The 25,152-nt window shown below is 45.3% G+C and carries 22 protein-coding genes; 20 read left to right on the forward strand and 2 right to left on the reverse strand.

All coding sequences use genetic code 11. The features are described 5' to 3' along the window. Positions 1-52: 52 nt before the first annotated feature. From DWZ93_RS07470 to DWZ93_RS07515, 10 genes are all read left to right on the forward strand, one after another. On the forward strand, positions 53-328 hold the full coding sequence (locus tag DWZ93_RS07470) for an HU family DNA-binding protein (protein ID WP_118383107.1): 276 nt from the start codon (positions 53-55) through the stop codon (positions 326-328). A 121-nt stretch (positions 329-449) separates the two neighbouring features. Then, the gene (locus DWZ93_RS07475; protein ID WP_118452448.1) at positions 450-689 is read left to right on the forward strand and encodes an RNA-binding S4 domain-containing protein; all 240 of its coding nucleotides are present in this window, start codon (positions 450-452) and stop codon (positions 687-689) included. A gap of 115 nt (positions 690-804) precedes the next feature. Further along, positions 805-1,089, forward strand: coding sequence for a sporulation protein YabP (gene yabP / locus DWZ93_RS07480; RefSeq protein ID WP_118383153.1), 285 nt, complete (start codon positions 805-807; stop codon positions 1,087-1,089). A gap of 9 nt (positions 1,090-1,098) precedes the next feature. Then, positions 1,099-1,419 (forward strand): spore cortex biosynthesis protein YabQ, encoded by a 321-nt coding sequence (gene yabQ / locus DWZ93_RS07485; RefSeq protein WP_118383105.1) that lies wholly within the window; start codon positions 1,099-1,101, stop codon positions 1,417-1,419. Positions 1,420-1,515: 96 nt separating this feature from the next. Beyond that, the gene (locus DWZ93_RS07490; protein WP_118452449.1) at positions 1,516-1,839 is read left to right on the forward strand and encodes a septum formation initiator family protein; all 324 of its coding nucleotides are present in this window, start codon (positions 1,516-1,518) and stop codon (positions 1,837-1,839) included. 75 nt (positions 1,840-1,914) lie between these two features. Beyond that, entirely contained in the window at positions 1,915-3,318 is a 1,404-nt protein-coding gene (locus tag DWZ93_RS07495) for a SpoIIE family protein phosphatase (RefSeq protein WP_118452450.1), read from the forward strand. 111 nt (positions 3,319-3,429) lie between these two features. Next, positions 3,430-4,845, forward strand: a complete 1,416-nt coding sequence (gene tilS / locus DWZ93_RS07500; protein WP_243061191.1) for a tRNA lysidine(34) synthetase TilS — start codon at positions 3,430-3,432, stop codon at positions 4,843-4,845. Then, complete coding sequence (gene hpt / locus DWZ93_RS07505) at positions 4,829-5,356, forward strand: hypoxanthine phosphoribosyltransferase (protein WP_118452452.1); 528 nt, start codon at positions 4,829-4,831, stop codon at positions 5,354-5,356. The genes tilS and hpt overlap by 17 nt, the downstream gene beginning before the upstream one ends. A 15-nt stretch (positions 5,357-5,371) precedes the next feature. Continuing rightward, on the forward strand, positions 5,372-7,213 hold the full coding sequence (ftsH, locus tag DWZ93_RS07510; protein ID WP_118452453.1) for an ATP-dependent zinc metalloprotease FtsH: 1,842 nt from the start codon (positions 5,372-5,374) through the stop codon (positions 7,211-7,213). A 21-nt stretch (positions 7,214-7,234) separates the two neighbouring features. Then, a complete protein-coding gene (locus DWZ93_RS07515; protein WP_118452454.1) occupies positions 7,235-9,277 on the forward strand; it encodes an alpha-glycosidase in 2,043 nt (680 codons plus the stop codon). 38 nt (positions 9,278-9,315) lie between these two features. Here the strand turns inward: DWZ93_RS07515 and map are convergent, their stop codons facing one another. After that, positions 9,316-10,125 carry a type I methionyl aminopeptidase gene (gene map, locus DWZ93_RS07520; RefSeq protein WP_118383101.1) on the reverse strand — a complete coding sequence of 270 codons (810 nt, stop codon included), beginning with the start codon at positions 10,123-10,125 and terminating at the stop codon, positions 9,316-9,318. Between the two features lie 326 nt (positions 10,126-10,451). Between map and dnaX the strand changes: the two genes are divergently transcribed. The 6 genes from dnaX to DWZ93_RS07550 all read left to right on the forward strand — a co-directional run bounded on the left by dnaX (position 10,452) and on the right by DWZ93_RS07550 (position 17,058). Further along, positions 10,452-12,014, forward strand: a complete 1,563-nt coding sequence (dnaX, locus tag DWZ93_RS07525; RefSeq protein WP_118383100.1) for a DNA polymerase III subunit gamma/tau — start codon at positions 10,452-10,454, stop codon at positions 12,012-12,014. A 25-nt stretch (positions 12,015-12,039) separates the two neighbouring features. Continuing rightward, positions 12,040-12,387, forward strand: a complete 348-nt coding sequence (locus DWZ93_RS07530) for a YbaB/EbfC family nucleoid-associated protein (protein ID WP_118383099.1) — start codon at positions 12,040-12,042, stop codon at positions 12,385-12,387. 2 nt (positions 12,388-12,389) lie between these two features. Continuing rightward, the gene (gene recR / locus DWZ93_RS07535) at positions 12,390-12,986 is read left to right on the forward strand and encodes a recombination mediator RecR (RefSeq protein ID WP_118383098.1); all 597 of its coding nucleotides are present in this window, start codon (positions 12,390-12,392) and stop codon (positions 12,984-12,986) included. 144 nt (positions 12,987-13,130) lie between these two features. Then, the gene (locus tag DWZ93_RS07540) at positions 13,131-13,967 is read left to right on the forward strand and encodes a transketolase (protein WP_118383097.1); all 837 of its coding nucleotides are present in this window, start codon (positions 13,131-13,133) and stop codon (positions 13,965-13,967) included. Further along, a complete protein-coding gene (locus DWZ93_RS07545; protein ID WP_118452455.1) occupies positions 13,955-14,893 on the forward strand; it encodes a transketolase family protein in 939 nt (312 codons plus the stop codon). The genes DWZ93_RS07540 and DWZ93_RS07545 overlap by 13 nt, the downstream gene beginning before the upstream one ends. Before the next feature lie 299 nt (positions 14,894-15,192). After that, the gene (locus DWZ93_RS07550; protein ID WP_118452456.1) at positions 15,193-17,058 is read left to right on the forward strand and encodes an AAA family ATPase; all 1,866 of its coding nucleotides are present in this window, start codon (positions 15,193-15,195) and stop codon (positions 17,056-17,058) included. A gap of 55 nt (positions 17,059-17,113) precedes the next feature. Here the strand turns inward: DWZ93_RS07550 and hcp are convergent, their stop codons facing one another. Further along, positions 17,114-18,751, reverse strand: coding sequence for a hydroxylamine reductase (gene hcp, locus DWZ93_RS07555; protein ID WP_118452457.1), 1,638 nt, complete (start codon positions 18,749-18,751; stop codon positions 17,114-17,116). 220 nt (positions 18,752-18,971) lie between these two features. Here hcp and DWZ93_RS07560 point away from each other — a divergent pair, with 220 nt between their 5' ends. The 4 genes from DWZ93_RS07560 to DWZ93_RS07575 all read left to right on the forward strand — a co-directional run bounded on the left by DWZ93_RS07560 (position 18,972) and on the right by DWZ93_RS07575 (position 25,147). Beyond that, positions 18,972-20,702: an ABC transporter ATP-binding protein gene (locus DWZ93_RS07560; RefSeq protein WP_118452458.1), complete on the forward strand. Its 1,731-nt coding sequence runs from the start codon at positions 18,972-18,974 to the stop codon at positions 20,700-20,702. Beyond that, positions 20,699-22,438, forward strand: coding sequence for an ABC transporter ATP-binding protein (locus DWZ93_RS07565; protein WP_118452459.1), 1,740 nt, complete (start codon positions 20,699-20,701; stop codon positions 22,436-22,438). The genes DWZ93_RS07560 and DWZ93_RS07565 overlap by 4 nt, the downstream gene beginning before the upstream one ends. A gap of 223 nt (positions 22,439-22,661) precedes the next feature. Continuing rightward, complete coding sequence (locus DWZ93_RS07570) at positions 22,662-23,807, forward strand: LysM peptidoglycan-binding domain-containing protein (protein ID WP_118452460.1); 1,146 nt, start codon at positions 22,662-22,664, stop codon at positions 23,805-23,807. Between the two features lie 83 nt (positions 23,808-23,890). Further along, positions 23,891-25,147 (forward strand): DUF5711 family protein, encoded by a 1,257-nt coding sequence (locus DWZ93_RS07575; RefSeq protein ID WP_118452461.1) that lies wholly within the window; start codon positions 23,891-23,893, stop codon positions 25,145-25,147. The last annotated feature ends 5 nt before the right edge of the window (positions 25,148-25,152 follow it).

Below are 25,152 nucleotides of genomic sequence, written 5' to 3' on the forward strand. Positions count from 1 at the left end.
TATAATAAGACTAGAGCATAATGATGCCAAGAGACAAGAGGAGGAAATATACATGAATAAAACAGAATTAGTAGCAGCAATCGCAGAGAGAGCTGAGCTGTCAAAAAAAGATTCAGAAAAAGCTTTGAAAGCATTTGTAGATGTAGTAGCAGAAGAATTGAAAAAAGGTGAGAAGATTCAGTTAGTTGGATTTGGTACTTTCGAAGTTTCTGAAAGATCCGCAAGAGAGGGAAGAAATCCTCAGACAGGTGAGACAATGAAGATCAGTGCTTGCAAGGCTCCTAAGTTCAAAGCTGGTAAGGCTCTGAAGGATGCTGTTAACGCTTAATAGTGTTTTGAAGAATGTGTATATGATGGCATCGGGATTTTCCCGGTGCCTTTTTGTATCGCGTCGAGCAGGTGTCAGCCTGCTCGATTAGTGTGGCGAGTCAATAAATGAGGAGAATGATATGAGACTGGACAAATTTTTAAAGGTATCCCGGTTGATCAAGAGAAGAACCGTGGCTAATGAAGCCTGTGATGCAGGAAGAGTTCTGGTAAACGGAGCAGTTGCCAAGGCGTCTGCAAAGGTAAAGGCGGGAGATATTATTGAAATTCAATTTGGCACAAAGACGGTAAAAGCTGAAGTACTTGATATCCGTGATACGACAAAGAAGGAAGAGGCAAAGGATCTGTTCCGTTATCTGTAAGTCAGATGTTACTGCCGACGAATGAATAAACAGTAATAAATCTTCGCAGCTGTTCATAACCTTATTTACAGGACAACGATAAGGCAGAGTGAGAAGGGGAAAGGTTGTGAAGAATATGGAAGAGAAGCAGGTACGTGGTCCGCACAAGCTGGTGATCAACAACCGGCAGACAAGTCTGGTGACAGGGGTGCTGGATGTATTGTCATTTGATCTAAATGAGGTGCTGTTAGAGACGGAACAGGGGATGCTGATGGTAAAAGGAATGGATCTGCACGTGAACCGCCTGAATCTGGAAAAAGGCGAAGTAGATCTGTCGGGGAATATTGACAGTGTGGCGTATTCGGAGGCTGGCAGCAGAGGGAAAAATGAAGAGTCTCTGTTTGGTAAGCTGTTCCGTTAGGTGGTCGGGATGCAGGAGCTTGGAACCGAATTAAGAGGTTTGGCGACAGCGGTACTCAGTGGGATGACGATGGTATGTGCATATGTATGTATCAGGAACCTGAGGAAGGTATTCCGACATTCCAGAATATTGGTAAATGTGGAAGATGCGGTATATTGGATCTGTATGGCATGGTATCTGTTTGAACAGATTTATCATGTGAGTAATGGCGTGATCCGGTGGTATTTTGTGGTTGGAATTATTGTGGGAGCTGCTGTATTTTATACAGTAGAAAAAAGGATCCGAAACAGGGTAAACAGATACGTCAAAAAAAGAAAAAGAATTCCCTGAAAACTATTGAAATCGACTATAAAAAAAGATAAGATAAATATAACATTATGATAAGGGGTAATCCGATAGGGGTATCGGAACAGGGTGAGTATATAAATGAATAAGATTAAACAAAAGAGTCAGGCGAGGCGGAAGAAGAACCGGCTTCGCAGACATAAGGCAAGCGTATTGGCAGTCAGCGGAGTATTGCTTTTGCTGGTAGCTGTTGTTACCGTCAGCAGTATATCACTGCGGGCAAAGAATAAGGCATACATTGCACAGGAACAGGAGCTGCAGGAGCAGATTGACGCAGAGGAAGAAAGATCCAAAGAGATTGACAGCTTAGAAGAGTATGTAGGTACAGACGAGTACATTGAACAGACTGCTAAAGATAAATTGAATCTTGTGCATGAGAACGAGATCATATTTAAAAAGAAATGATAAAAGAATAAAGAATCAGGCAAAAGAGAATGTGTGAAAGCACATTCTCTTTTTTGGCAGAAAAGGAGAAATGGTATGGAGTATGTGAAGGACCGGGAATTATTTTCCAATCCATACATTATACAGATGGATCGTTTTGCAGAGTCTCTGAAGCATCTGTCAGAGACGTTCTTGTATTTGGAGGATTATAAAGGGAGTTTCACGAAAGATGAGATTGAGGAGATGTTCCGGCGAGTGTCGGAGCGTGTCTGTACGAATTGCGAAAAGCGGAACTGGTGTCTGTGTGAGAACCGCATTCAGACCTGCCAGATGGTCTGTGAGATTCTGTGTACGGCAGAAGAGTTTGGCGCGGAACTGAATGTGGAGATAAAACGGAAACTGCAGAAAAAATGTGATCGTGCGCCAAGGTTTCTAAGAGAGACGCTGGAGGTCTTTGGAGATGCCAAACAAAAGCTTCTGTGGAATAACCGGATCGTGCAGAATCGGGAAGGCTGTGCCAGGTCGCTGATCTCATTTGCGGATACGATCAGTCAGGCAGCGCGGGAGCTGGGAGCCGGGATTTATTCGGACGAACGGTTGGAAAAGAAGATTGTCAATCAACTGAAAAAGGTCGGGATACGGGTAATCAGCAGTGTGTTTTATATGACAAAAGCGGGAAAGTGTGAGGTGCATCTTACGCTGAAAGCGGCAAAAGGACACTGTGTGGCTACGAAAGAAATGGCGAAAATAGTCAGCAATTGCGTGGGCAGATCCATGTATCCGGAAGCGAGAGAACAGCCCATTATCTGGGAAGAATACACAACTATTATTCTGCGGGAAGCGGCAAGATATCATACCCTGCAGGGAGTGGCAAAGATCGGAAAAGGCTGCGAGCAGATCTCAGGGGATACATTTCTGATGACGTATCTGCCCGGCGGCAGGGAGAGCGTGATGTTATCGGATGGAATGGGATCCGGGGAAGAAGCATTTCGGGAGAGCGCTATGGTGGTAGAAATGGCGGAGGAACTGCTGGTGGCAGGATTCCCGGAGAAAATGGCAATTCAGCTTTTGAATACTGCACTGGTTATGGGACGGGAGGAAGTGTATTTCTCGACGGTGGACATGTGTGTGTTCAATCTCTATGAGGGAAGCTGCGAATTCTTAAAGGCGGGGGCATCGACGACATTTATCCGTCATGGTGGAGAGGTGGAGAAGATTACTTCGACTACTCTGCCTGTGGGAGTGATGCAGAATATAGAGATTGACTGCGTGACCAGAAAATTATCGGACGGAGACTTTGTGGTCATGGTCACAGATGGCGTAATGGATGCGCTGCCGGTGGGAGAACAGGAAGCACAGATTGGCAGATATCTGTGCGAACTGAGCAGTCAGAATCCGAAAGAAATGGCGCATCATGTGCTGGAACGAGTACTGGAGAGTACCGGGGAATTGCCGATAGATGATATGACGGTCATAGTGATCGGAATCTGGGAAATGTAGCGGAATCAGAGGTTATCCTATATTTTTCCATATAAGCATGATAAAATAATGCTGTTATGGAAAGGGAAAGCTATGTATGAGAAGATAAAAACGTATATACGCAGATATAGCATGATAGAAAGAGAAGATGTGGTAATTGCAGGCGTATCCGGAGGAGCTGACTCGGTATGCCTTCTTCTGCTTCTGGAAAAGCTGAAAAAAGAATGGGACTTTGGACTGGCAGTGGTGCATGTGAATCACTGTCTGCGGGGTAAGGATGCGGATGCAGATGAAATGTTTGTACGGAATCTCTGTGAAAAAATGGATATTCCGCTCCTGTGTGTGCGGGAAGATGTAAAAGCCTATGCAGAACAGTATAAACTGTCGGAGGAAGAAGCCGGACGTGAGGTGCGCCGGGCAGCGTATCGTCAGGCAATGGATGCTTATAACGGCACGAAGATTGCACTTGCTCATCATATGGATGATAATGCTGAAACGATGCTCTTGAACCTGGCACGAGGCACCGGTATGAAAGGAATGGCAGGAATCCGACCGGTCAATGGCAACTATATCCGACCGCTTCTTGCTGTGCGCAGAAGTGAGATTGAGGAATATCTCCGGAAACAGCATATAGAATATCAGACAGACAGTACGAATCTGGAGGATGCATATACCCGCAACCGTATCAGGAATCATGTGATTCCATATCTGGAGAGTCATGTGAACCGGAAAACGGTCGAGCATATGCAGGAATATGCAGAGCAGATGGAACAGGCAGCAGGCTATCTGGACCGACAGACGGATAAGCTGTGGAATGCATGTGTGAAAGATTCGGATATAGGATATCAGATCGCACTGAAACCATTTCAGGAAGAGGACAAGGCACTGCATCCCTATCTGATTCGTCGGGTGATCGCAGCAGCGGCAGGAAGAGAGAAGGATATTGAGTCGGTTCATGTGAGAAATGTGGCAGAACTCTGCGACAGACAGAGTGGAAGGCGTGTGATGCTCCCATATGGACTGGAAGCCGTGCGAGAATATGATACGATATGGATCCGAAAAAAGAAGTCAGAAATGGAACGATGGGGAAATGGAAAAAATGGAGTAAAAGAATGCGAGGGAAAGTTGTCAGAAGTGCTGCTCTGTAGATCTGGCAAGGAGGCATTTGACCGTCAGACGGAGGAAGGAGTGCACTTGCGGGTATTTACCTGCGAAAAAATCCCGGATGCATTTGAGGAACGACTCTACACGAAATGGTTTGATTATGATATAATACAGAGTAACGTTGTCTTACGGGGACGCAGATCGGGAGATTATCTGCAGATTGATGCGCAGGGACATACGCAGAAGCTGAAGAATTATCTGATCAATGCAAAGATTCCAAAGGGGCAGCGAGACCAGATACCGCTGATCGCAGTGGGACAGGAGATTCTGTGGATCATAGGATACAGACAGAATCAGAAATACCAGGTGACAGAACATACAAAGAGGATCCTGGAGATTCAAGTAGAAGATTACGGAGGAAAAGAAGATGGCAGAGCATATTAAAGTATTAGTATCTGAAGAAGAAGTAGATAAAAGAATCAGAGAACTCGGCGAGCAGATCAGTAAAGATTATGCAGGGAAAGAAGTGCATCTGATATGTGTGCTGAAGGGCGGAGTATTTTTTATGTGTGAACTGGCAAAGAGAATTACCGTTCCAGTCAGCATGGACTTTATGAGCGTATCAAGCTATGGTGATGATACAAAGTCGAGCGGTGTGGTACGAATTGCAAAGGATCTGGATGAACCGCTGGAAGGCAAAGATGTACTGATCGTAGAGGATATCATTGATTCAGGAAGAACATTGTCTTACCTGATGAAAGTATTACAGGAGAGAAAGCCGGCGAGCATGCGTCTGTGCACACTGTTGGATAAGCCGGACAGACGTGTCAAGATGGTGGATGTAGATTACACAGGATTTAACATTCCGGACGAATTTGTAGTAGGATATGGTCTGGATTATGCACAGAAATATAGAAATCTTCCGTTTATTGGTGTTGTGGAAGGTGTAGAGTAGGAGGAATATACAGATTTGGAGAATAATAAAAGACGTGGAGCGGGTGGCATCACATTTCTGATGTTGATTGTGATCCTCTTTGGTGCGCTCTGGTTTACCAATCAGATAGAACAGAAGGAGCGGGAACTGAGTTACAGCGAATTCCGTTCTCTGGTGGAAGAGGGCAATGCAGTGGATGTGACGGTCGTGCAGAACCGGGATGTTCCGACCGGACATGTAGAATTGAACAAAAAAGGTGATGATTCCGGTAATGAATGGCAGTTAAATGTAGCAGATGTCAAAGAAATCTGTAATTATCTGGATGAACAGAATGTGGAATATCAGTTGGAGGATGTGCCGGAAGAGAACTGGATGGTGACATCTCTGCTTCCATCGGTCATTATGATTGGTGGTATTCTGTTGTTGTTCTACATGATGAACCGTCAGAATGGAGCCAATAATAAAGCAATGAATTTCGGCAGAAGCAGAGCAAAGCTTCATACAGGCGGAAAAAGTGTGACATTTGAAAATGTTGCAGGACTTCAGGAAGAAAAAGAAGAATTGGAAGAGATCGTAGATTTCTTAAAGAATCCGAAGAAATATATCCAGGTGGGAGCACGTATCCCAAAGGGTGTCCTGTTAGTAGGACCTCCGGGAACAGGTAAGACGCTTCTTGCCAAAGCAGTCGCAGGTGAGGCGGGGGTACCGTTCTTCAGCATTTCCGGATCTGATTTTGTGGAAATGTTTGTCGGTGTCGGTGCTTCACGAGTGAGAGATCTGTTTGAAGAAGCCAAGAAGAATGCACCTTGTATTATTTTCATCGATGAGATTGATGCGGTGGCAAGACGACGTGGTACCGGTATGGGCGGCGGACATGATGAGCGTGAACAGACACTGAATCAGTTGCTGGTGGAGATGGACGGATTCGGTGTGAACGAAGGTATTATCGTAATGTCTGCGACTAACCGTGTGGATATTCTGGATCCTGCAATTCTGCGTCCGGGAAGATTTGACCGTAAAGTGGGCGTTGGACGTCCGGATGTAAAGGGAAGAGAAGAGATCCTGAAGGTGCATGCCAAGGGCAAGCCGCTTGGTGATGATGTGGATCTGACGCAGATCGCACAGACGACAGCAGGATTTACCGGAGCGGACCTGGAGAATTTGATGAATGAAGCTGCGATTACAGCAGCAAAAGAGAATCGCATGTATATCCGTCAGGCAGATATCCGCCAGGCATTTGTCAAAGTGGGTATTGGAGCGGAGAAGAAGAGTAAAGTAATCTCTGAGAAAGAAAAGAAGATTACTGCATATCATGAAGCAGGGCATGCGATCCTGTTCCACGTGCTGCCGGATGTGGGACCGGTGTACAGCGTATCCATTATTCCTACGGGAATGGGTGCGGCTGGCTATACGATGCCGCTGCCGGATCAGGATAATATGTTTGAGACACGGGGCAGTATGCTTCAGGATATTACAGTTGCACTTGGAGGACGTATCGCAGAAGAAGAAATCTTTGGAGACATTACAACTGGCGCATCACAGGATATTAAACAGGCGACCGCAACAGCCAAATCTATGGTGACGAAGTTTGGTATGTCTGAGAAGCTTGACCTGATCAATTACGATAATGACGGTGATGAAGTATTTATCGGACGTGATCTGGCACATACTGGCAGAGGTTACGGTGAAGAAGTGGCTGGTGAGATTGACAGAGAGATCCGAAGTATTATCGATACCTGTTATCAGCGTGGACAGTACATTATCCGTAAGTATCATGATGAACTGGATGCATGTGCGAAGCTTCTTATAGAAAAAGAGAAGATTACAAGAGAAGAATTTGAAGCCCTGTTTGAAGGTGTGGAGATATCAGAAGATTAGAATTGTGTGGCGAGAGATGTTATGAACAGAGATGCATTATTTTGTGACGGAACAGGAAGCTACGTTATTCCCCCGGAGCCGAATGAGGAAGAGACGATAGATCTGCTCTTCCGTACTGCGGCATCGGATGTGGACTGTGTGGAACTGTATACGGACGGCAACTATTATGAAATGAAGAAGACAGATACGGGGTCTGTATTCGACTATTACCGGATCAGCTGGAAGCTCGGAACGGATATGATGAAGTATTCTTTTCGGGTGACTTCCGGAGATGAAGTGGTATATTTTAATCGTTTTGGCGTAACTGATAAGTGGATTGAGATGTATGACTTTCGGATTACTCCGGGATTTACAACGCCGAACTGGGCGAAAGGTGCCGTTATGTATCAGATCTTTACAGACCGATTCTGTAACGGTGATCCGTCCAATGATGTGCTGGAACGGGAATATTCCTATATTCACGAGCCAGTAAGAAAGGTCGATGACTGGAATCATTATCCGGAAGCTATGGATGTACGTAATTTTTATGGAGGTGATCTGCAGGGAGTCTGGGATAAGCTGGACTATCTGCAGGATCTGGGAGTAGAAGTTATTTATTTTAATCCGCTTTTTGTCTCTCCGTCTAATCACAAATATGATATACAGGATTATGATTATATTGATCCGCATTTTGGAGTGATCAGGGAGGACGCAGGTGATGTGCTGGCGGAAGGTGATCTGGATAACAGACACGCAACCCGCTACCAGAGCCGTGTAACTAACTGGGAAAATCTGGAAGCAAGCAATGAATTCTTTGCGCAGTTAGTGGCAGAGATTCATCGCAGAGGTATGAAGGTGATTCTGGACGGCGTGTTTAATCATTGTGGTTCTTTTAATAAATGGATGGACAGAGAACAAATTTACGAAGGGAAGGACGGTTATCAGCCGGGTGCTTATGTGTCTGCGGACAGTCCATATCATACATTCTTTGATTTCCGGGGTGCAGGTCCGGAACAGTGGCCGTATAATGGTAATTATGACGGATGGTGGGGACATGATACACTGCCGAAATTAGACTATGAACATTCTGAAGCTTTGGAAAAGTATATTCTGCATATTGCCAGAAAATGGGTATCTGAGCCATATAGTGTAGATGGCTGGAGACTGGATGTGGCATCAGACCTGGGACACAGCAACGAATATAACCATGAATTCTGGAAGAAGTTTCGTAAGACAGTAAAGGAAGCGAATCCTGATGCGCTGATTCTTGCGGAACATTATGGCGATCCGGCAGAATGGCTGGATGGTGAAGAGTGGGATTCGGTTATGAATTACGATGCATTTATGGAGCCGGTGACCTGGTTTCTGACCGGGATGGAGAAGCACAGTGATGAAGAACGTGCTGACCTTAGAGGCAATGGATATGCCTTCAGTCATTCAGTAGCGCACAACATGGCAAGTTATCTGAACTCGTCCATGCAGGTGGCTATGAATGAATTGTCTAATCACGATCATTCCAGATTCCTTACCAGAACCAATCATGTGGTGGGACGAATCGGAGTTTTCCGGCCGGAAGATGCTGAGCAGAATGTGAACCCGGCGGTTATGCGGGAAGCAGTTGCGATCCAGATGACCTGGGTGGGTGCGCCGACCGTATATTATGGCGATGAAGCCGGTGTGTGTGGATTTACTGATCCGGATAGCAGAAGGACCTATCCGTGGGGACATGAAGATCAGGAGATGATCGCGTTTCACAGAGACATGATCGCAATCCACCGTAAGTATCCGACACTTCGCATTGGATCAATCAAATTGCTGCTGGCTGGAGATAATGTGTTGGCGTATGCCAGATTTGATGACCAGGCGCAGATCGTTACAGTGGTGAATAACAGTGATGAACTGCAGCAGGTGTGTATCCCGGTGTGGCAGGCAGAATTGCCGCAGAAAGGCAGTATGCGGAGATTGATCTACAGCTATGAAAATGGGTATACGACAGAACACGAAGAATATCTGATCCAGGATGGAGAAGTTGTTGTGAATCTGGGAGCGTACTCGGTGTTAGTGCTTAAGAATATGGAATACTGATAAAAAGGCAGCCCATTGGGCTGCCTTTTAAATGTCATTTATTTGGTCAGTACTTCTACACCTTTTTCGGTTACCAGTACCATGTATTCAATCTGTGCGGATAAACCGTCATCCAAGGTATATACAGTCCAGCCATTGTCTTCATCTACGAAGAACTCTGGTGTACCTTCGTTGATCATCGGCTCGATGGTGAACATCATGCCCGGTACCAGTACCATCTCAGTGCCTTTCTTGGTAACGTAGCTGACGAAAGGTTCTTCGTGGAATTCCAGTCCGATACCATGTCCGCCGATCTCTTCTACTACAGAATAGCCATTCGCCTGTGCATGGGAATTGATTGCATGAGCAATATCTCCCAGGTGACCCCAAGGCTTAGCTGCTTTTAATCCCAATTCTACGCATTCTTTTGTGACACGCATAATCTTCTCACTGCGTTCGTCAAGATTGCCGATAGCGAACATGCGTGATGCATCAGAATAATAGCCATTTAATATAGTGGAAACATCTACATTGATGATATCGCCATCCTGAAGAATCTCATCTTCGCTTGGAATACCATGGCAGATTACGTTGTTAATAGAAGTGCATACGCTCTTCGGAAATCCTTCATAGTTCAGTGGAGCCGGAATGCCACCGTGCTCGGTTGTAAAGTCATATACTAATTTATCAATCTCGGCAGTTGACATGCCTGCTTTGATGTGTGCTGCTACGTGATCAAGAACAGCAGTGTTCAGATCTGCACTCTTTCTGATCTCAGCGATCTGTTCCGGTGTCTTGAGTAAACTTCTGTCCGGTACGATCTGTCCTTTGGATGCAAGATTCCAAAGCTTAATATCTAATCTATCCATGGATATATCCATCTCCTTTACCATTCTCGCTATCGTTTATTGTAGCACAATTCCGGGGGGTATGCTATAATAGATTTGCTTTTGGCAGACATTGATAAAATGTTATAAATTAAGGAGTAACTGATTCAGCTCCCCTTTGAAATATGAAAAGCTGGTGCGTCGTGCTTGCAGGTAAGAAGCCGCTTTTCATATTTCAGGGGAACTCGAATAGAGTTCCCAAACACACATGAGCAAAATTAGCTGCGAAGCAGCGAGAAAGCACGAAATTGTGCGGTTTTGCGAATGTGTGCAGGGGAGCAGAACGGTTACAACAGGGAGTTAGATACATGGGTTATACAGCATTATACCGCAAGTTCCGACCAACTGAATTCGAGGATGTGAAGGGACAGGATGCGGTTGTTAAGACATTAAAGAATCAGATCAGGACAGGCAGGATCAGCCATGCATATCTGTTCTGTGGAACAAGAGGTACCGGCAAGACGACGGTTGCCAAGATATTTGCCAAAGCGGTGAACTGTGAACATCCGGTGGACGGAAGTCCGTGCGGAGAATGCGAGATGTGTAAGGCAATCGCAGCAGGCACATCGATGAATGTGATCGAGATCGATGCGGCGTCTAATAACGGCGTGGATAATATCCGAGAGATCCGTGAAGAGGTAGCATATCGTCCGACGGAAGGCCGATATAAGGTTTATATTATCGATGAGGTGCATATGCTGTCGGCGGGAGCGTTCAATGCGTTGCTGAAGACACTGGAAGAACCGCCGGAGTATGTTATTTTTATACTTGCGACTACAGAGGCACATAAGATTCCGGTTACAATTCTGAGCCGGTGTCAGCGATATGATTTTAAGAGAATTTCGATTGAAACCATCTGTGACAGATTGAACGAACTGATTGAGAAGGAAGGTCTGGATGTAGAAGACAAAGCAGTCCGCTACATTGCCAGAATGGCAGACGGAGGCATGCGTGATGCACTGAGTCTGCTGGATCAGTGTGTGGCGTTTTATATCGGAGAGCGTCTGACCTATGACCGGGTACTGGAAGTGCTTGGCGCGGTAGATGTGGATGTGTTCAGCCGCATTTTTAAAGAGCTTGTGGCGAGAGATGTAAAAGGCGTGATTGAGACACTGGATGAGCTGATCATGCAGGGACGGGAGCTGTCGCAGCTTGCGGCTGATTTTACCTGGTATCTGCGTAATCTTCTGTTGTTGAAGAGTTCGGAGAATATGGAAGATGTGCTGGATGTTTCGACAGAGAATCTGGCAAGGATGAAGGAAGAGGCGGAATTAATCGAGATGGATGAATTGATCCGCTACATCCGCATTTTCTCGGATCTGACGAATCAGTTGAAGTTTTCATCGCAAAAGAGAGTGCTGTTGGAAGTAACATTTATCAAGCTGTGCAGACCGCAGATGGAGAGTGGACCAGATGCATTATTATCCAGAATAAGGGCATTGGAAGCAGAAGTGGAAAAAGGACTTTCTGCGCCGCAGACAGAGCGGGTTGTGTACCGGGAAGCAGTGGAAGAGAAGCCGGCCGGACCGAAGCCGGAGCTTCCGAAGGCATTATCCGAAGATATTCGGAATGTGGCAAAGAACTTCCGCAGTATCGCAGATAATGCGTCGATGATGCTGAAGCAGTATCTGAAACAGGCAAGACTCAGCGCAGGTGAGAATGACAGGCTGCTGATCGTGTTGCCGGATGAAGTAAGTGCCGGATTCGTGGCCAAGCCGGAGCACAAGGAAGAGATCATACATCTCATTGAAGAAAAAATCGGCAAGACTATGGAGATAGATGTCCGCCACGTGGAAGAAGGCAGACATTTTGAAGATAGTTTTGTGGATATACAAAAAATGGTTCACATGGATATTACCATTGAAGACTAACAGAGATTAAAGGAGGATACAGACCATGGCAAAACGTGGTGGATTCCCAGGCGGAGCAATGCCTGGAAATATGGCAAATCTTATGAAACAGGCGCAGAAGATGCAGCGCCAGATGGAAGAACAGGCAAAAGAAATGGAAGCGAAAGAGTACACGGCTACAGCCGGAGGCGGTGCGGTAGAGGTGAAGGTATCTGGCAAAAAGCAGCTTCTTTCTGTAAAGCTTGACGAAGAAGTAGTAGATCCGGATGATGTTGAGATGTTAGAAGATCTGATCGTAGCTGCTGTCAATGAAGCGTTGACACAGGTAGATCAGGCTGCAGCAGGAAGTATGTCTAAGCTGACAGGCGGCATGAATATGCCGGGAATGTTCTAATTATGGATTATTATAGTAGTCAGATTTCGAAACTGATCGAAGAACTGTCCAGACTTCCGGGCATTGGTCCGAAGTCTGCGCAGCGTCTGGCATTTCACCTGATCCATATGCCTAAAGAGCAAGTGAAAGAGCTTGCAGATTCTATGGTTGACGCCAGAGAGAATGTAAGATATTGCAGCTGCTGTTACACACTTACGGATCAGGAACTCTGCCCGATCTGTCGCAACAGCAAGCGTGATCATAAGACCATTATGGTAGTAGAGACGACCAGAGATCTGGCGGCTTATGAAAAGACGGGCAAATACGAAGGAGTCTATCATGTGCTTCACGGAGCTATCTCGCCGATGCTCGGTATCGGTCCCGGAGATATTAAGTTGAAGGAACTGATGCAGCGTCTGCAGGGAGATGTGAACGAAGTGATCATTGCGACTAATTCCAGCCTGGAAGGCGAGACAACAGCGATGTATATCAGTAAGCTGATCAAGCCGACCGGGATCAAGGTCAGCAGGATCGCGAGTGGGGTGCCGGTCGGAGGCGATCTGGAGTATATTGATGAAGTGACATTGCTTCGCGCGCTGGAAGGCAGAACAGAACTCTAAGTGAAATAAAACGCAAATGTGTTCTGAACATTTGCATAAAATGTGGCAATTTTGGAACATCTATTGACCGATATTATTTTTGTGGATATAATAAAAATACTTGGGTTACTAAGAAGGAAGCAAACATAATAGGAGGCAATTTTCATGAACAAAGTTGAATTGATGAAGACTGCTAATGAAGTACGCAAAGGCATCATTGAGGCCGTACATAGCGCAAAATCCGGACATCCGGGTGGTTCATTATCAGCAGCAGATATTTACACATATCTGTATTTTGAAGAAATGAATGTAGATCCAAAAGATCCTAAGAAGGCAGACAGAGACCGTTTTGTATTGTCCAAAGGACACACAACTCCAGGTTACTATTCTGTACTGGCACAGAGAGGATATTTTCCGGTAGAAGATCTTAAGACATTCCGTCATGTAGGATCTTACCTGCAGGGACACCCATGTATGCAGCATACTCCAGGTGTAGATATGTCTTCAGGTTCTCTGGGACAGGGGATCTCAGTTGCAGTTGGTATGGCTCTTTCAGCTAAGCTCTCTGGAGAGGACTATCGTGTATACACACTCCTTGGAGATGGAGAGATTCAGGAAGGACAGGTATGGGAGGCATCTATGCTTGCAGCTCATAAGAAACTGGACAACCTGGTAGTGATCGTTGATAATAATAACCTGCAGATCGATGGAGAGATTACAAAGGTTAATTCTCCATATCCGATCGATAAGAAGTTTGAAGCATTCAACTTCCATGTGATTAATGTAGACGGACATGACTTTGATCAGCTTGCTGCTGCATTTAAGGAAGCAAGAGAGACAAAAGGACAGCCGACAGCAATTATCGCCAAGACTGTAAAAGGTAAGGGCGTATCCTTTATGGAGAATCAGGCTAAATGGCATGGCTCAGCTCCGAACGATGAGCAGTATGCTATTGCTATGGAAGATTTGAAGAAAGTAGGTGAAGCGATATGTCAGAAGTAAAGAAGATTGCAACAAGAGAAAGTTACGGTAATGCATTAGCAGAACTTGGTAAAGAGCATGCAGACGTTGTAGTACTGGACGCTGACCTTGCCGGCGCTACTAAGACAGCTGTATTTATGAAAGCTTTCCCGGAGCGTCATATCGACTGTGGTATCGCAGAGGCTAATATGATGGGTGTGGCAGCAGGACTTGCTACTACAGGTAAAGTACCATTTGCAAGTACATTTGCAATGTTCGCAGCAGGACGTGCATTTGAGCAGGTACGTAATTCCATCGGATATCCACACCTGAATGTTAAGATCGGTGCTACACATGCTGGTATTACAGTAGGTGAAGACGGTGCTACACATCAGTGCAATGAGGATATTGCTCTTATGAGAACAATTCCGGGAATGACAGTTATCTGCCCATCAGATGATGTTGAGGCAAGAGCAGCTGTATTTGCAGCATATGAATATGAGGGACCTGTTTACATGAGATTTGGTCGTGCAGCAGTTCCGGTAATCAATGACAAGCCGGATTACAAGTTCGAGATTGGTAAAGGAGTTACCCTCAGAGAAGGTAAAGACGTTACAATCATCGCAACAGGTATCCTGGTAGCTAACTGTCTGGAAGCAGCTGAGAAGCTTGCAGCAGATGGAATTGATGCAGAAGTAATCAACATCCACACAATCAAACCTATCGATGCTGATCTGATCGTTGCATCAGCTCAGAAGACCGGTAAGGTTGTTACAGCAGAAGAGCACTCTGTAATCGGTGGACTTGGCGGAGCAGTAGCAGAAGTTCTTACTGAGAAAGCGCCTACAAAGCAGCTTAGAATCGGAATCAACGATGTATTCGGCGAGTCTGGTCCGGCAGCGGAACTGGTTAAGAAATATGGCTTAGATGCAGACAGCATTTATGAGAAAGTAAAAGCATTCGTATAAGAGATATATGATATGTAGGACAGGCGTCCCGGCAATAGCCGGGGCGTTTTTGCTTTACAGGAAATTGCTTTCCTGTAAAGTAAAAACCGCTCCGCGAGGATGCGCACTGCGGCAGATAAGGTAGATGTCGCAAGCGACCGCCGCAGGCGCGAGAATGTGCCAAGGCACATTCTTTGTTCTGCAAAAAACATATTATAATCCGCAAAATATCAAAATAAATTGATATTTTGCGGATTGCGGAGTATAATATTCGAAGAAAGTAATATACTTATCGATATAAACGTGGGGAGGTGCCCGACATGAAAACCTGTAAAGAGAAAGCAATGGAATGGGGGATTTCAGACCGTTCCGTGAATAACATGTGCAAGACTGGGAAGATACCAGGTGTGATGAAGGAAAAAGGTGTCTGGAAGATACCGGATGATGCAAGCAGACCTGTAGATAAAAGAGTCATTTCAGGAAAGTATATAAAAAGAGAAGTGCAGGGAGAGATAAAGCCGCTTCCTATCGGTATCTCGGATTATGTGCGTGCGCAATCAGAATATTACTATGTTGATAAGACATTGCTGATTAAGGAATTTCTGGATCAGAAGCCGTTAGTGTCATTATTCACACGACCAAGGAGATTTGGCAAGACCCTGAATATGGATATGCTCCGAGTATTTTTTGAGATCTCAGAGGAGAATACAGCGAAATATTTCGTGGATAAAAAGATATGGAGATGTGGTGCGGAATATCGCGCGCATCAGGGAAAGTATCCGGTTATATTTCTTACATTTAAGGATGTGAAGTTTGACACATGGGAAGCAACGCTTGATAAGATCCGTGGTCTCTTGCAGGAAGAATATGGGAGACATCAAGAACTGATCACCAGTGACAGACTTGTGGAATATGAAAAAGAATATTTTCAGAAGATACTTAGTGGAACTGCGGGTGAAGTGGAGCTTACAACGTCCCTGGAAAGATTGTCAAAGATGCTTTGTACTTATTATGACAGAGCACCGATCATTATTATTGATGAATATGACACACCGATTCAGGAGGGGTATTCTAAGGATTTCTATGAAGAGATTATAGGATTCATGCGCAATTTCTTCTCGGGAGCATTTAAGGATAATAAGAATCTTTCGTATGGCTTTCTGACGGGCATCCTTCGGATAGCACAGGAAAGTATTTTCAGCGGCCTTAATAATTTGACGGTTAATTCTGTGATGGACGAGGAATATGATAATTATTTTGGCTTTACTGAAACGGAAGTACAGGCGATGCTGGAATATTATAAAGTGCCTGAGAAGAAAAAGGAACTTCGTGAATGGTATGACGGATATTTATTTGGTAAGGAAGATATCTACAATCCGTGGTCAGTCATTAATTATATTTCCAGAGGATGTATACCGCAGGCATACTGGGTGAACACTGGGAAGAATGAGATTCTGGAAGACGTGTTAAAGATTGCCACAGACGATATAACCGAGAAATTATATTCACTTCTGCAAGGCGAAAAAGTAGTTGCGAGGATTGACCAGAATGTAGTCTACAGATCGATCGCAGAAGATCCGGCTAATATTTACAGCCTGCTGTTAGTAGCTGGATACTTGAAGACACCCAAAAAGGAACTGCAGATGGACGGTTCGTATCTGTGTGAGGTATCAATCCCTAACAGAGAGATCGCAGCAGTCTATAAGACGGAGATTCTGTCACATTTGCTGCAGATCGGAGCGATTACAAGAACCACAGCCAATAAGATCGCGGAAAGTCTTTTTACAAACGATCACAGTAAGCTTCAAAAGGCAATTGGTGAGTACATGGATAAATCCATCAGTTTTTATGATGCCGGGGCAGAAGGATTCTATCACGGTCTGGTATTGGGACTGATCGCATTGATGGATAATCAGTATAAGATAACATCGAACCGGGAATCCGGAGATGGAAGATATGATATCAGTATGTTTCCGAGAGAAGCGAGATATCCGGGAATTATCATGGAACTTAAATGGCAGAAAGACATGGATATAGAATCTTTGGATGTGCTTGCAGATGAAGCGTTGGATCAGATTGATCGTAAAAGATATGATGCTGATATGAAGAACGATGGGATGAAAGATATATTGAAGTTTGGAATTGCATTTTCAGGGAAAAAAGTAAGTGTAAAGATGAACAGATAAATAAAACGGATGTGTAAAATCAAAGTAGATTTTTGCACATCCGTTTTTTGCATGGTTAATTACCGAAAAACAGATTCATATCTTCTTCTACGGTAGTAATTCCTGCGATTCCAAAGTTCTCAACCAGCACTTTGGTAACATTTAGGCTTAAGAATGCTGGCAGTGTCGGACCGAGATGGATATTCTTGATTCCGAGAGACAACAGCGCCAGCAGCACCAATACAGCTTTCTGTTCATACCAGGCAATATTGTAAATGACCGGAAGCTCATTAATATCATCCAGACCGAACAACTCCTGCAATTTCAGCGCGATGACGGCAATGGAATAAGAGTCGTTACACTGTCCGGCATCCAGTACACGTGGGATACCGTTAATATCGCCGAGATCTAATTTGTTGTAGCGGTATTTGGCGCAGCCGGCGGTCAGGATGACAGTATCGTTCGGGAGTGCTTTGGCAAATTCCGTATAGTATTCGCGGCTGTTAAAGCGTCCGTCGCAGCCAGCCATGACAACGAATTTGCGGATGGCACCAGAGCGGACAGCTTCGACGATCTGGTCAGCGAGTGCGAAGACCTGTGCATGGGCGAAACCGCCGACGATCGTGCCGCTTTCCAGTTGCTCCGGAGGTGGGCATTTTTTTGCGTGCTCGATGATCTCCGAGAAATCTTTCTCTTCTCCGATTCCGCCCAGAATGTAATGGCAGCCAGGATAGCCCACAGGACCAGTGTTGTAGATACGGTCCTGATAACTGGAATTTGGCGGAACGAGACAGTTGGTGGTCATGAGAATCGGACCGCGGAATGCTTCAAATTCTTCTTTTTGTTTCCACCAGGAACCGCCGTAATTGCCATAGAAATGATTGTATTTCTTGAAGGCGGGATAGTAGTTGGCAGGAAGCATTTCGGAGTGGGTATAAATGTCGATGCCACTGTCTTTTGATTGCTCTAAGAGCATTTCCAGATCCCGCAGGTCGTGACCAGATACCAGAATGCCCGGGCGTGTTCCAACATCAATCCGGACGTTGGTAATTTCAGGATTCCCGTAAGCGTCGGTGTTAGCTTTGTCCAGGAGTGCCATTCCCTCGACACCGTGTCTGCCGACTTCCAGAGTCAGATCTACAAGCTCAGGAACAGTCAGTTCATCATCTAAGGTATCGGCTAATGCCCGTTGGATAAATGCATCCAGTTTTTCACTGTCCTGAAGCAGGGCGTTGGCGTGCTTTGTGTAAGCGGATAATCCTTTGAGTCCGTACGTAATCAGAGCCCGAAGCGAGTTGATATCGTCATCATCACTGGATAAGATGCCAGATTCTACAGCTTTTTCGGTAAAGGTATCGACAGCCCCATACCAGGTCGAAGCGTCCGGAAGATCAGAAGTATCCTTTAACTGACGTAGAAGAAGCTGCGTCTGTTCGAGAGTTTTAATGATGCGATCAGTAATGAAGTCTTCGTCGAAATTGGCATTGGTGATTGTCACAAACAGATTGAATGTAACAAGATGGTTGACATTACCGGAGACTGGCATTCCTTCCTCACGGAGTCTGGTTGTAACTGCGGATAGTCCTTTTGTGACATACACTAAGAGATCCTGCAGATTCGATACGGAAGGCCGTTTGCCGCAGACACCGACGCGTGTACAGCCGGAGCCTCCGGCAGTTTCCTGACATTGATAACAGAACATGTTGTAATCCATAAATGGTTCCTCCTTGAATTGTGTCAATAATATCATAGGTAGTTTCTCCCATTTTTTCAGTTGTTAAACGTGGTTTGGAATACAATTTTCAGGGCAATATAAAGTAGTAATATTTGAAGTTCAAGGCGATCTGTAATATACTGGAAATGTTATAAAGTTATAGAATGTAAAATGCAGGTAACTGTATGGAACAGTTACGGGACAACAGGAGAATGAGAACGTGAAATATCTGATACCGTATTTGAAAAAATACAAAAAAGAAAGTATACTTGCGCCGCTGTTTAAGATGCTGGAAGCATGCTTTGACTTGATCGTGCCACTGATCGTGGCAGATCTGATCGATGTGGGAATTGCGGGCAGGGATACACATTATATACTGACACATTTCGGATTACTGCTTGTGATGGCACTGCTTGGACTTACCTGTAGCTTTACCGCACAGTATTTTGCAGCGAGAGCGGCAACGGGAACATCCGCAGGACTTCGGCATGAACTGCTGGACAAGATCCAGAGTCTCAGCCTTACAGAATTTGATCAGACAGGAGCGGCAACACTGATCACACGTATGACCAGTGATGTGAATCAGGTGCAGAATGGACTGAATATGACGCTGCGTCTGTTTATGAGGAGTCCATTCATTGTATTCGGCGCGATGATCATGGCATTTACGATCAATGCGAAGATGGCATTGCTGTTTGTTGCAGCGATTGTGGTACTGTTTATTATCGTGTTTGGTGTAATGAAGCTGACGGCTCCGTTATATAGACGTACGCAGCAAAAGCTGGATAAGATCACCGAGGCGACAAGGGAAGATCTGACAGGTGTACGTGTGATTCGTGCATTTGGAAGAGAAGAGACGCAGATTACGAACTTTGCAGAACGCAACAGTAAGCTGCTGCACGCGCAGATTCATGTGGGAGATATGTCGGCAATCATGAATCCACTGACTTATGTGACAATTAATGCAGTTATCATTGCTGTTCTTTGGTTTGGTTCCGATATGGTAGAGGGGGGTGTGCTCTTTTCCGGAGACATCATTGCACTGATCAACTATATTAATCAGATTCTGGTGGAACTTGTGAAGCTTGCCAACCTGATCGTTATCATCAGCAAGTCACTTGCAAGTATGGGGCGTGTCGGTCAGGTATTGGATATGGAAAGTTCAATGACCTTTGATGGAAATGCAAAAGGAACTGAGACAGCAGAGGCAGTTCGGTTTGATCATGTAGATATGCGCTATGCAGGTGCGGGAGCAGACTCTCTGACGGATATTACATTTACGGCAAAGAAAGGACAGACGATCGGAATCATCGGAGGTACGGGAAGTGGTAAATCTTCGCTGGTGCAGTTGATCCTGCGATTTTATGATGCGGCGAAGGGGAATGTCTATTTGAACGGTGAGCCGATCCAGAACTGGAGTCAGGAGGCGTTGCGGGAGAAGGTGGCAATCGTGCCTCAGAAGGCACAGCTGTTTACCGGGACAATCCGAAGTAATCTTCTAATGGGAAAAGCGGATGCTACAGAGGATGAGATGTGGAGAGCATTGGAGATTGCCCAGGCAGCTGAAGTGGTCCGCGGAAAGGCTGGTGGACTGGATGAGCCGGTAGAACAGGGCGGCGCTAATTTCTCCGGCGGACAGAAACAGCGTCTTACCATTGCAAGAGCGTTGATCGCCCAGGCGGATATCCTGATATTAGATGACAGCTCATCAGCGCTGGATTACGCGACCGATGCGGCACTTCGGAAAGCATTAAAAACATTGCCGGAAGAAACAACCGTGTTTATCGTCAGTCAGCGTGCAGGAACGATCGCTCATGCAGATCAGATTCTGGTACTGGATGACGGACAGATGGCAGGTATTGGCACTCACGAAGAACTGCTTGCATCTTGTCAGGTATACCGGGAGATTTATGAAAGTCAGTTTGAAAAGAAAACGGAGGCGAGATCATGAAAGAAAAACGTACATGGAAAAAGATATTATTTCTGATCCGCCCTTATAAGTTATATGTGCTGTGCAGCCTGCTGTGTGCACTGCTCAGCGTAACGGCGAGTCTGCTGATCCCGGTGTTTACGGGGAATGTGATCGATACCTTTGCAGAAGGAGCAGCGTCGCATGGCGACCGTGATCATTATCTGCTCATCCTTGGAGTGGTAGCTGTGATCGCGGCAGCAGCGCAGTATATTATGGCGGCATTTAATAACCGGGTTACGTACCGGGTGTGCAGAGATATGCGTGATAAGGTCAGCAGGAAAATGCATCGTCTGCCACTTGCTTATCTGGATAATCATCCGACCGGAGATCTGGTCAGCCGTATGGTAGCGGATGTGGATACCTTTGCGGACGGTCTGCTGATGGGATTTACCCAGTTATTTTCCGGAGTGATCACGATTGTAGCGATTCTTGGAATTATGCTGTATCTGAATACACTGATTGCACTGACGGTATTGATATTGACGCCGCTGTCTATCCTGGTTGCAAGATTTATTGCTTCCGCAACTCATAAGTTTTTTGAGGCACAGGCGGCAATCCGTGGTGAGCAGACTGCCATGATCAATGAGCTGGTAGAAGGACAGCGTGTAGTCAAAGCATTTGGTCTGGAAGAGGAGAAACTTGCAGAATTCGATGAGGTAAATGATAAATTACAACAGGTGGCGATGAAGGCAACATTCTTTTCCAGCCTGACCAATCCCAGTACCCGTCTGGTGAATAATATCGTGTATGCGGTGATTACATTGATTGGAGCATTTTTTACAGTATCCGGCGGTATTACCATCGGGCAGTTGAGCGTGTTCCTGAATTATGCCAGTCAGTATGCGAAGCCATTTAATGAGATCAGCAGTGTGGTAACAGAGTTGCAGAATGCGATTTCCTGTGCGGAACGTATTTTTGATATTCTGGAAGAGGCAGATCAAGTGTCGGAAAAAGATCCGGCAATCAGCCCGGAGTGTAAAGGTGAGGTGGAACTTGACCACGTAGCATTCCGGTATGTGCCGGACAGACCACTGATCAAAGATCTGAATCTGAAGGTGAATTCTGGTGAGCGTGTGGCGATTGTCGGGCCGACCGGGTGTGGTAAGACAACGATCATCAATCTGCTGATGAGATTCTATGATGTGGATTCCGGTGAGATCCGTGTAGATGGCGCAGATATCCGGGATATGACAAGACATGATCTGAGGGGAAGATATGGGATGGTGCTTCAGGATACCTGGCTCTGCACCGGAACAGTTCGGGAGAATATCGCTTATGGCAAACCAGATGCCACGGAGGAAGAGGTTATAGAGGCAGCGAAGGCAGCTCATGCAGATTCCTTTATCCGCAGACTTCCGAAGGGATATGACACCATGATCACAGGTGGCGGCGGTAATCTGTCAGCCGGACAGAGACAGCTGTTGTGTATTGCGAGAGCCATGCTGTGTCTGCCAATGATGCTGATTCTGGATGAAGCAACATCTTCCATTGATACACGTACGGAAATGAAGATTCAGTCTGCATTTGCAAAAATGATGAAGGGACGTACCAGCTTTATTGTAGCACACAGACTCTCAACGATCCGAGAGGCAGATGTGATTCTGGTTATGAAAGACGGAAGTATTATCGAGCAGGGGAACCACAAAGAACTGCTGGCAGCAGGCGGTTTCTATGCGAATCTGTATAACAGTCAGTTTGTAACTGTTCAGAGCTGAGCAGATTTTCAGGTGCTCTGAACAGTTGTAGATATCAGAGATATTTCGACATCATCAATAGAATAACGACAGAAGAGAAGCGCCTGCGGCAATTGCCGGGGCGCTTTTTCGCATACCGCAGGAGAAAAAGAAGAAACTTTGTGAAAACAGATCTCACCGATTGCTAAAATACGCGCAGATCACGTGCTATGATAGGCGCAAATATTGGGTGAGGTGAGTATAAATGGAGAGACAATTTCCAAAAAATGTAAAACAGATCGGAAATGTCAGTGACAGTCCGCGCATTTACGTGGAAGATTATGTGGAGACATTTCTGAATCAATTGGAAGAACAGGGAAGAGAAGTGACGATAACGGCATTTTTGCTGGGAGAAAAGGTGCAGATTGAGGGAGAAGAATGTATCTTTGTGACCGGTGCCTTGCAGGTGAAGGATGGTATTTTGGAGGAAATAGCTCCAGTGATCACGAAAGAAGAATTGGAAACGGCAAAGGTGGAGAGCCGGGAATATTTCCATGAAATGGACATTATAGGATGGTTTCAGACTGTACCGGACAGACCGCTTGCATTAAGTCGGGAAATGGCAAAAGCGCACGAAAAATTAATGCCGGAAAAGAACAGTTTATTGATCTTGAAAGGACAGGAAGAAGAACTGTATTTTGCCTATAAATTTAAAGAACTGATGGAGATTGGCGGGCATTATATATTTTATGAAAAGAATCCGGACATGCAGAGTTACATGATCCGGGAACGCAGGCAGATTGGCGTGACACCCAGCGAAGTGGTTGAGGATCGAGCTGCAAAGGATTTTCGCAGCACCATAAAAGGGCGGATGGAAGTCAGAGAGCAGAGGCGGGAATCCAGATACGTATATCTGACAAGTGTCCTGTTAGTTGTAATAGTGCTTGCAATCGGTATCTCAACCATGAATAATTATGATAAAATGAATTCCGTGCAGAATTCGATCGAAACGTTGTCTTCGAATATGGGAGCAAACGGATCATCCGGAAAAAATGCGCAGAATAATCAGGATACACAGGAAACGCAGAGCCAGGATGCGCAGAATTCAGATGAGCAGAGTGATCAGCAGATCGCAGAGCAGACCGGGCAGGGTGACCAGGGAGAGAATGCGGGCGGAACTGATGAAGCATCGCAGGAGACGAATGGAGGAACCACACCGGATCCGTCTACGATTCAGGAGGAACTGCAGGGCTCATCTGAGGATTATTATGTGGTACAGAAGGGAGATACCCTGGATCTGATCAGCAAAAAGCTCTATGGGACAACTTCAGAAACGGATGCAATCTGCAGGATGAATGGATTAAAAGATGGGAATCTGATATTCATCGGACAGAAATTGTTATTGCCATAAAAGTGTGGTATGATAAGAAAGTCTAAGTAGGCAGTAAATGGAATGTTGAATAAAACCGTTACTATAGAGTAAAGGGGATAAAAATGAGACGAAAGAAGAAATCAGATATACATATAGTAGAGAATCATGAGGATGAGACCGATGCACTGATTGATGAAGTGTTGAAGGAGCTCCGGGAAGAAGATGGCGTGCAGGAGGAGATTGACGAACAGGTGCGTAAGCATAGGAAGAGTCAAAAGACAAAGAGGATTATCGCGGCGGTTCTGATCGTCGTCGTAGTTGTAGCAATGGTATTGGTGATTAATCTGAGAACCTATACGACATCCAGAGTTAGTACGACTTATGAGATCAATGCAGAAGGGAATGTAAGCTATCTGGAATTTGGTAATGGAGTATTGAAATATAGTAAGGATGGTATCGCGCTGGTGAACCGTAAGGGTGATGAAGAGTGGAATCAACCTTATCAGATTAAGAATCCCATTGTAAATACGTGGCAAGATGAAGCAGTGGTTGTAGCCGACAAAGGTGGCAATACGATCATGGTTATGGATAAAAAAGGTCTGAAAGGCGAGATGCAGACGGCACTTCCGGTAGAACGGGTATCCGTGTCTTCACAGGGGATTGTCTGTGCAGTACTTACGACCAATGCCTCACCGAAGCTGGTCTGCTATGATGCAGAAGGGAATGTGCTTGTAGAGCTTACCACATCTCTCTCTGGTACGGGATATCCAATGGATGTCAGTCTGTCGGAGGACGGCAAGATGCTTCTGGTATCCTATCTCAGTGTACAGAAAGGTCAGATTCTGACCAAAGTAGTATATTATAGCTTTGATGGAACCAAGGAGAAGAGTCAGGATTATGAAGTGACATCAGACGAGTATCCTGGAGTTGTGGCTGCATCAGCATATTATATGGATGCGGATACATCAGCAGTAGTGACAGATAACAGTCTGCTCATTTACAAAGGTGCAGAGAAGCCGAAGCTTTCCAAGAATATTACAATAAATAAAAAGATCAAGAGTGCATTTCACAGTGACAAATATATCGGTCTGGTTTTAAAAAATGAAGGAAAAGGCGGATACGAACTGTGCCTGTATAATAAATCGGGCAAGAAGATCCTGTCGGAAGACTTTACCGGTGACTATGCCAATGTGAAGATCAGTGGCAGTCAGGTGTTGATGTACGATGGTAAAAAATGTAGTGTTTATACTCGTAACGGCATTCATAAATATCAGGGTGAAGTGGATGATGTTATTCTGGAGATATTCCCTACATTCGGAGTGAACAAATATATAGTGATGAGTGCAAATGGGATGGAAGTTGTCCGGTTTGTAAAGTAAGGAGA

The sequence above is a fragment of the Dorea sp. AF36-15AT genome (assembly GCF_003477705.1).
Lineage (GTDB): Bacteria > Bacillota > Clostridia > Lachnospirales > Lachnospiraceae > Claveliimonas > Claveliimonas ammoniilytica.

Coding starts and splice junctions, on each gene's coding strand:
- DWZ93_RS07470 (WP_118383107.1), top strand. CDS start 53: ATGAATAAAACAGAATTAGTAGCAGCAATCGCAGAGAGAGCTGAGCTG.
- DWZ93_RS07475 (WP_118452448.1), top strand. CDS start 450: ATGAGACTGGACAAATTTTTAAAGGTATCCCGGTTGATCAAGAGAAGA.
- yabP (WP_118383153.1), top strand. CDS start 805: ATGGAAGAGAAGCAGGTACGTGGTCCGCACAAGCTGGTGATCAACAAC.
- yabQ (WP_118383105.1), top strand. CDS start 1,099: ATGCAGGAGCTTGGAACCGAATTAAGAGGTTTGGCGACAGCGGTACTC.
- DWZ93_RS07490 (WP_118452449.1), top strand. CDS start 1,516: ATGAATAAGATTAAACAAAAGAGTCAGGCGAGGCGGAAGAAGAACCGG.
- DWZ93_RS07495 (WP_118452450.1), top strand. CDS start 1,915: ATGGAGTATGTGAAGGACCGGGAATTATTTTCCAATCCATACATTATA.
- tilS (WP_243061191.1), top strand. CDS start 3,430: ATGATAGAAAGAGAAGATGTGGTAATTGCAGGCGTATCCGGAGGAGCT.
- hpt (WP_118452452.1), top strand. CDS start 4,829: ATGGCAGAGCATATTAAAGTATTAGTATCTGAAGAAGAAGTAGATAAA.
- DWZ93_RS07515 (WP_118452454.1), top strand. CDS start 7,235: ATGAACAGAGATGCATTATTTTGTGACGGAACAGGAAGCTACGTTATT.
- map (WP_118383101.1), bottom strand. CDS start 10,125: ATGGATAGATTAGATATTAAGCTTTGGAATCTTGCATCCAAAGGACAG.
- dnaX (WP_118383100.1), top strand. CDS start 10,452: ATGGGTTATACAGCATTATACCGCAAGTTCCGACCAACTGAATTCGAG.
- DWZ93_RS07530 (WP_118383099.1), top strand. CDS start 12,040: ATGGCAAAACGTGGTGGATTCCCAGGCGGAGCAATGCCTGGAAATATG.
- recR (WP_118383098.1), top strand. CDS start 12,390: ATGGATTATTATAGTAGTCAGATTTCGAAACTGATCGAAGAACTGTCC.
- DWZ93_RS07540 (WP_118383097.1), top strand. CDS start 13,131: ATGAACAAAGTTGAATTGATGAAGACTGCTAATGAAGTACGCAAAGGC.
- DWZ93_RS07545 (WP_118452455.1), top strand. CDS start 13,955: ATGTCAGAAGTAAAGAAGATTGCAACAAGAGAAAGTTACGGTAATGCA.
- DWZ93_RS07550 (WP_118452456.1), top strand. CDS start 15,193: ATGAAAACCTGTAAAGAGAAAGCAATGGAATGGGGGATTTCAGACCGT.
- hcp (WP_118452457.1), bottom strand. CDS start 18,751: ATGGATTACAACATGTTCTGTTATCAATGTCAGGAAACTGCCGGAGGC.
- DWZ93_RS07565 (WP_118452459.1), top strand. CDS start 20,699: ATGAAAGAAAAACGTACATGGAAAAAGATATTATTTCTGATCCGCCCT.
- DWZ93_RS07570 (WP_118452460.1), top strand. CDS start 22,662: ATGGAGAGACAATTTCCAAAAAATGTAAAACAGATCGGAAATGTCAGT.
- DWZ93_RS07575 (WP_118452461.1), top strand. CDS start 23,891: ATGAGACGAAAGAAGAAATCAGATATACATATAGTAGAGAATCATGAG.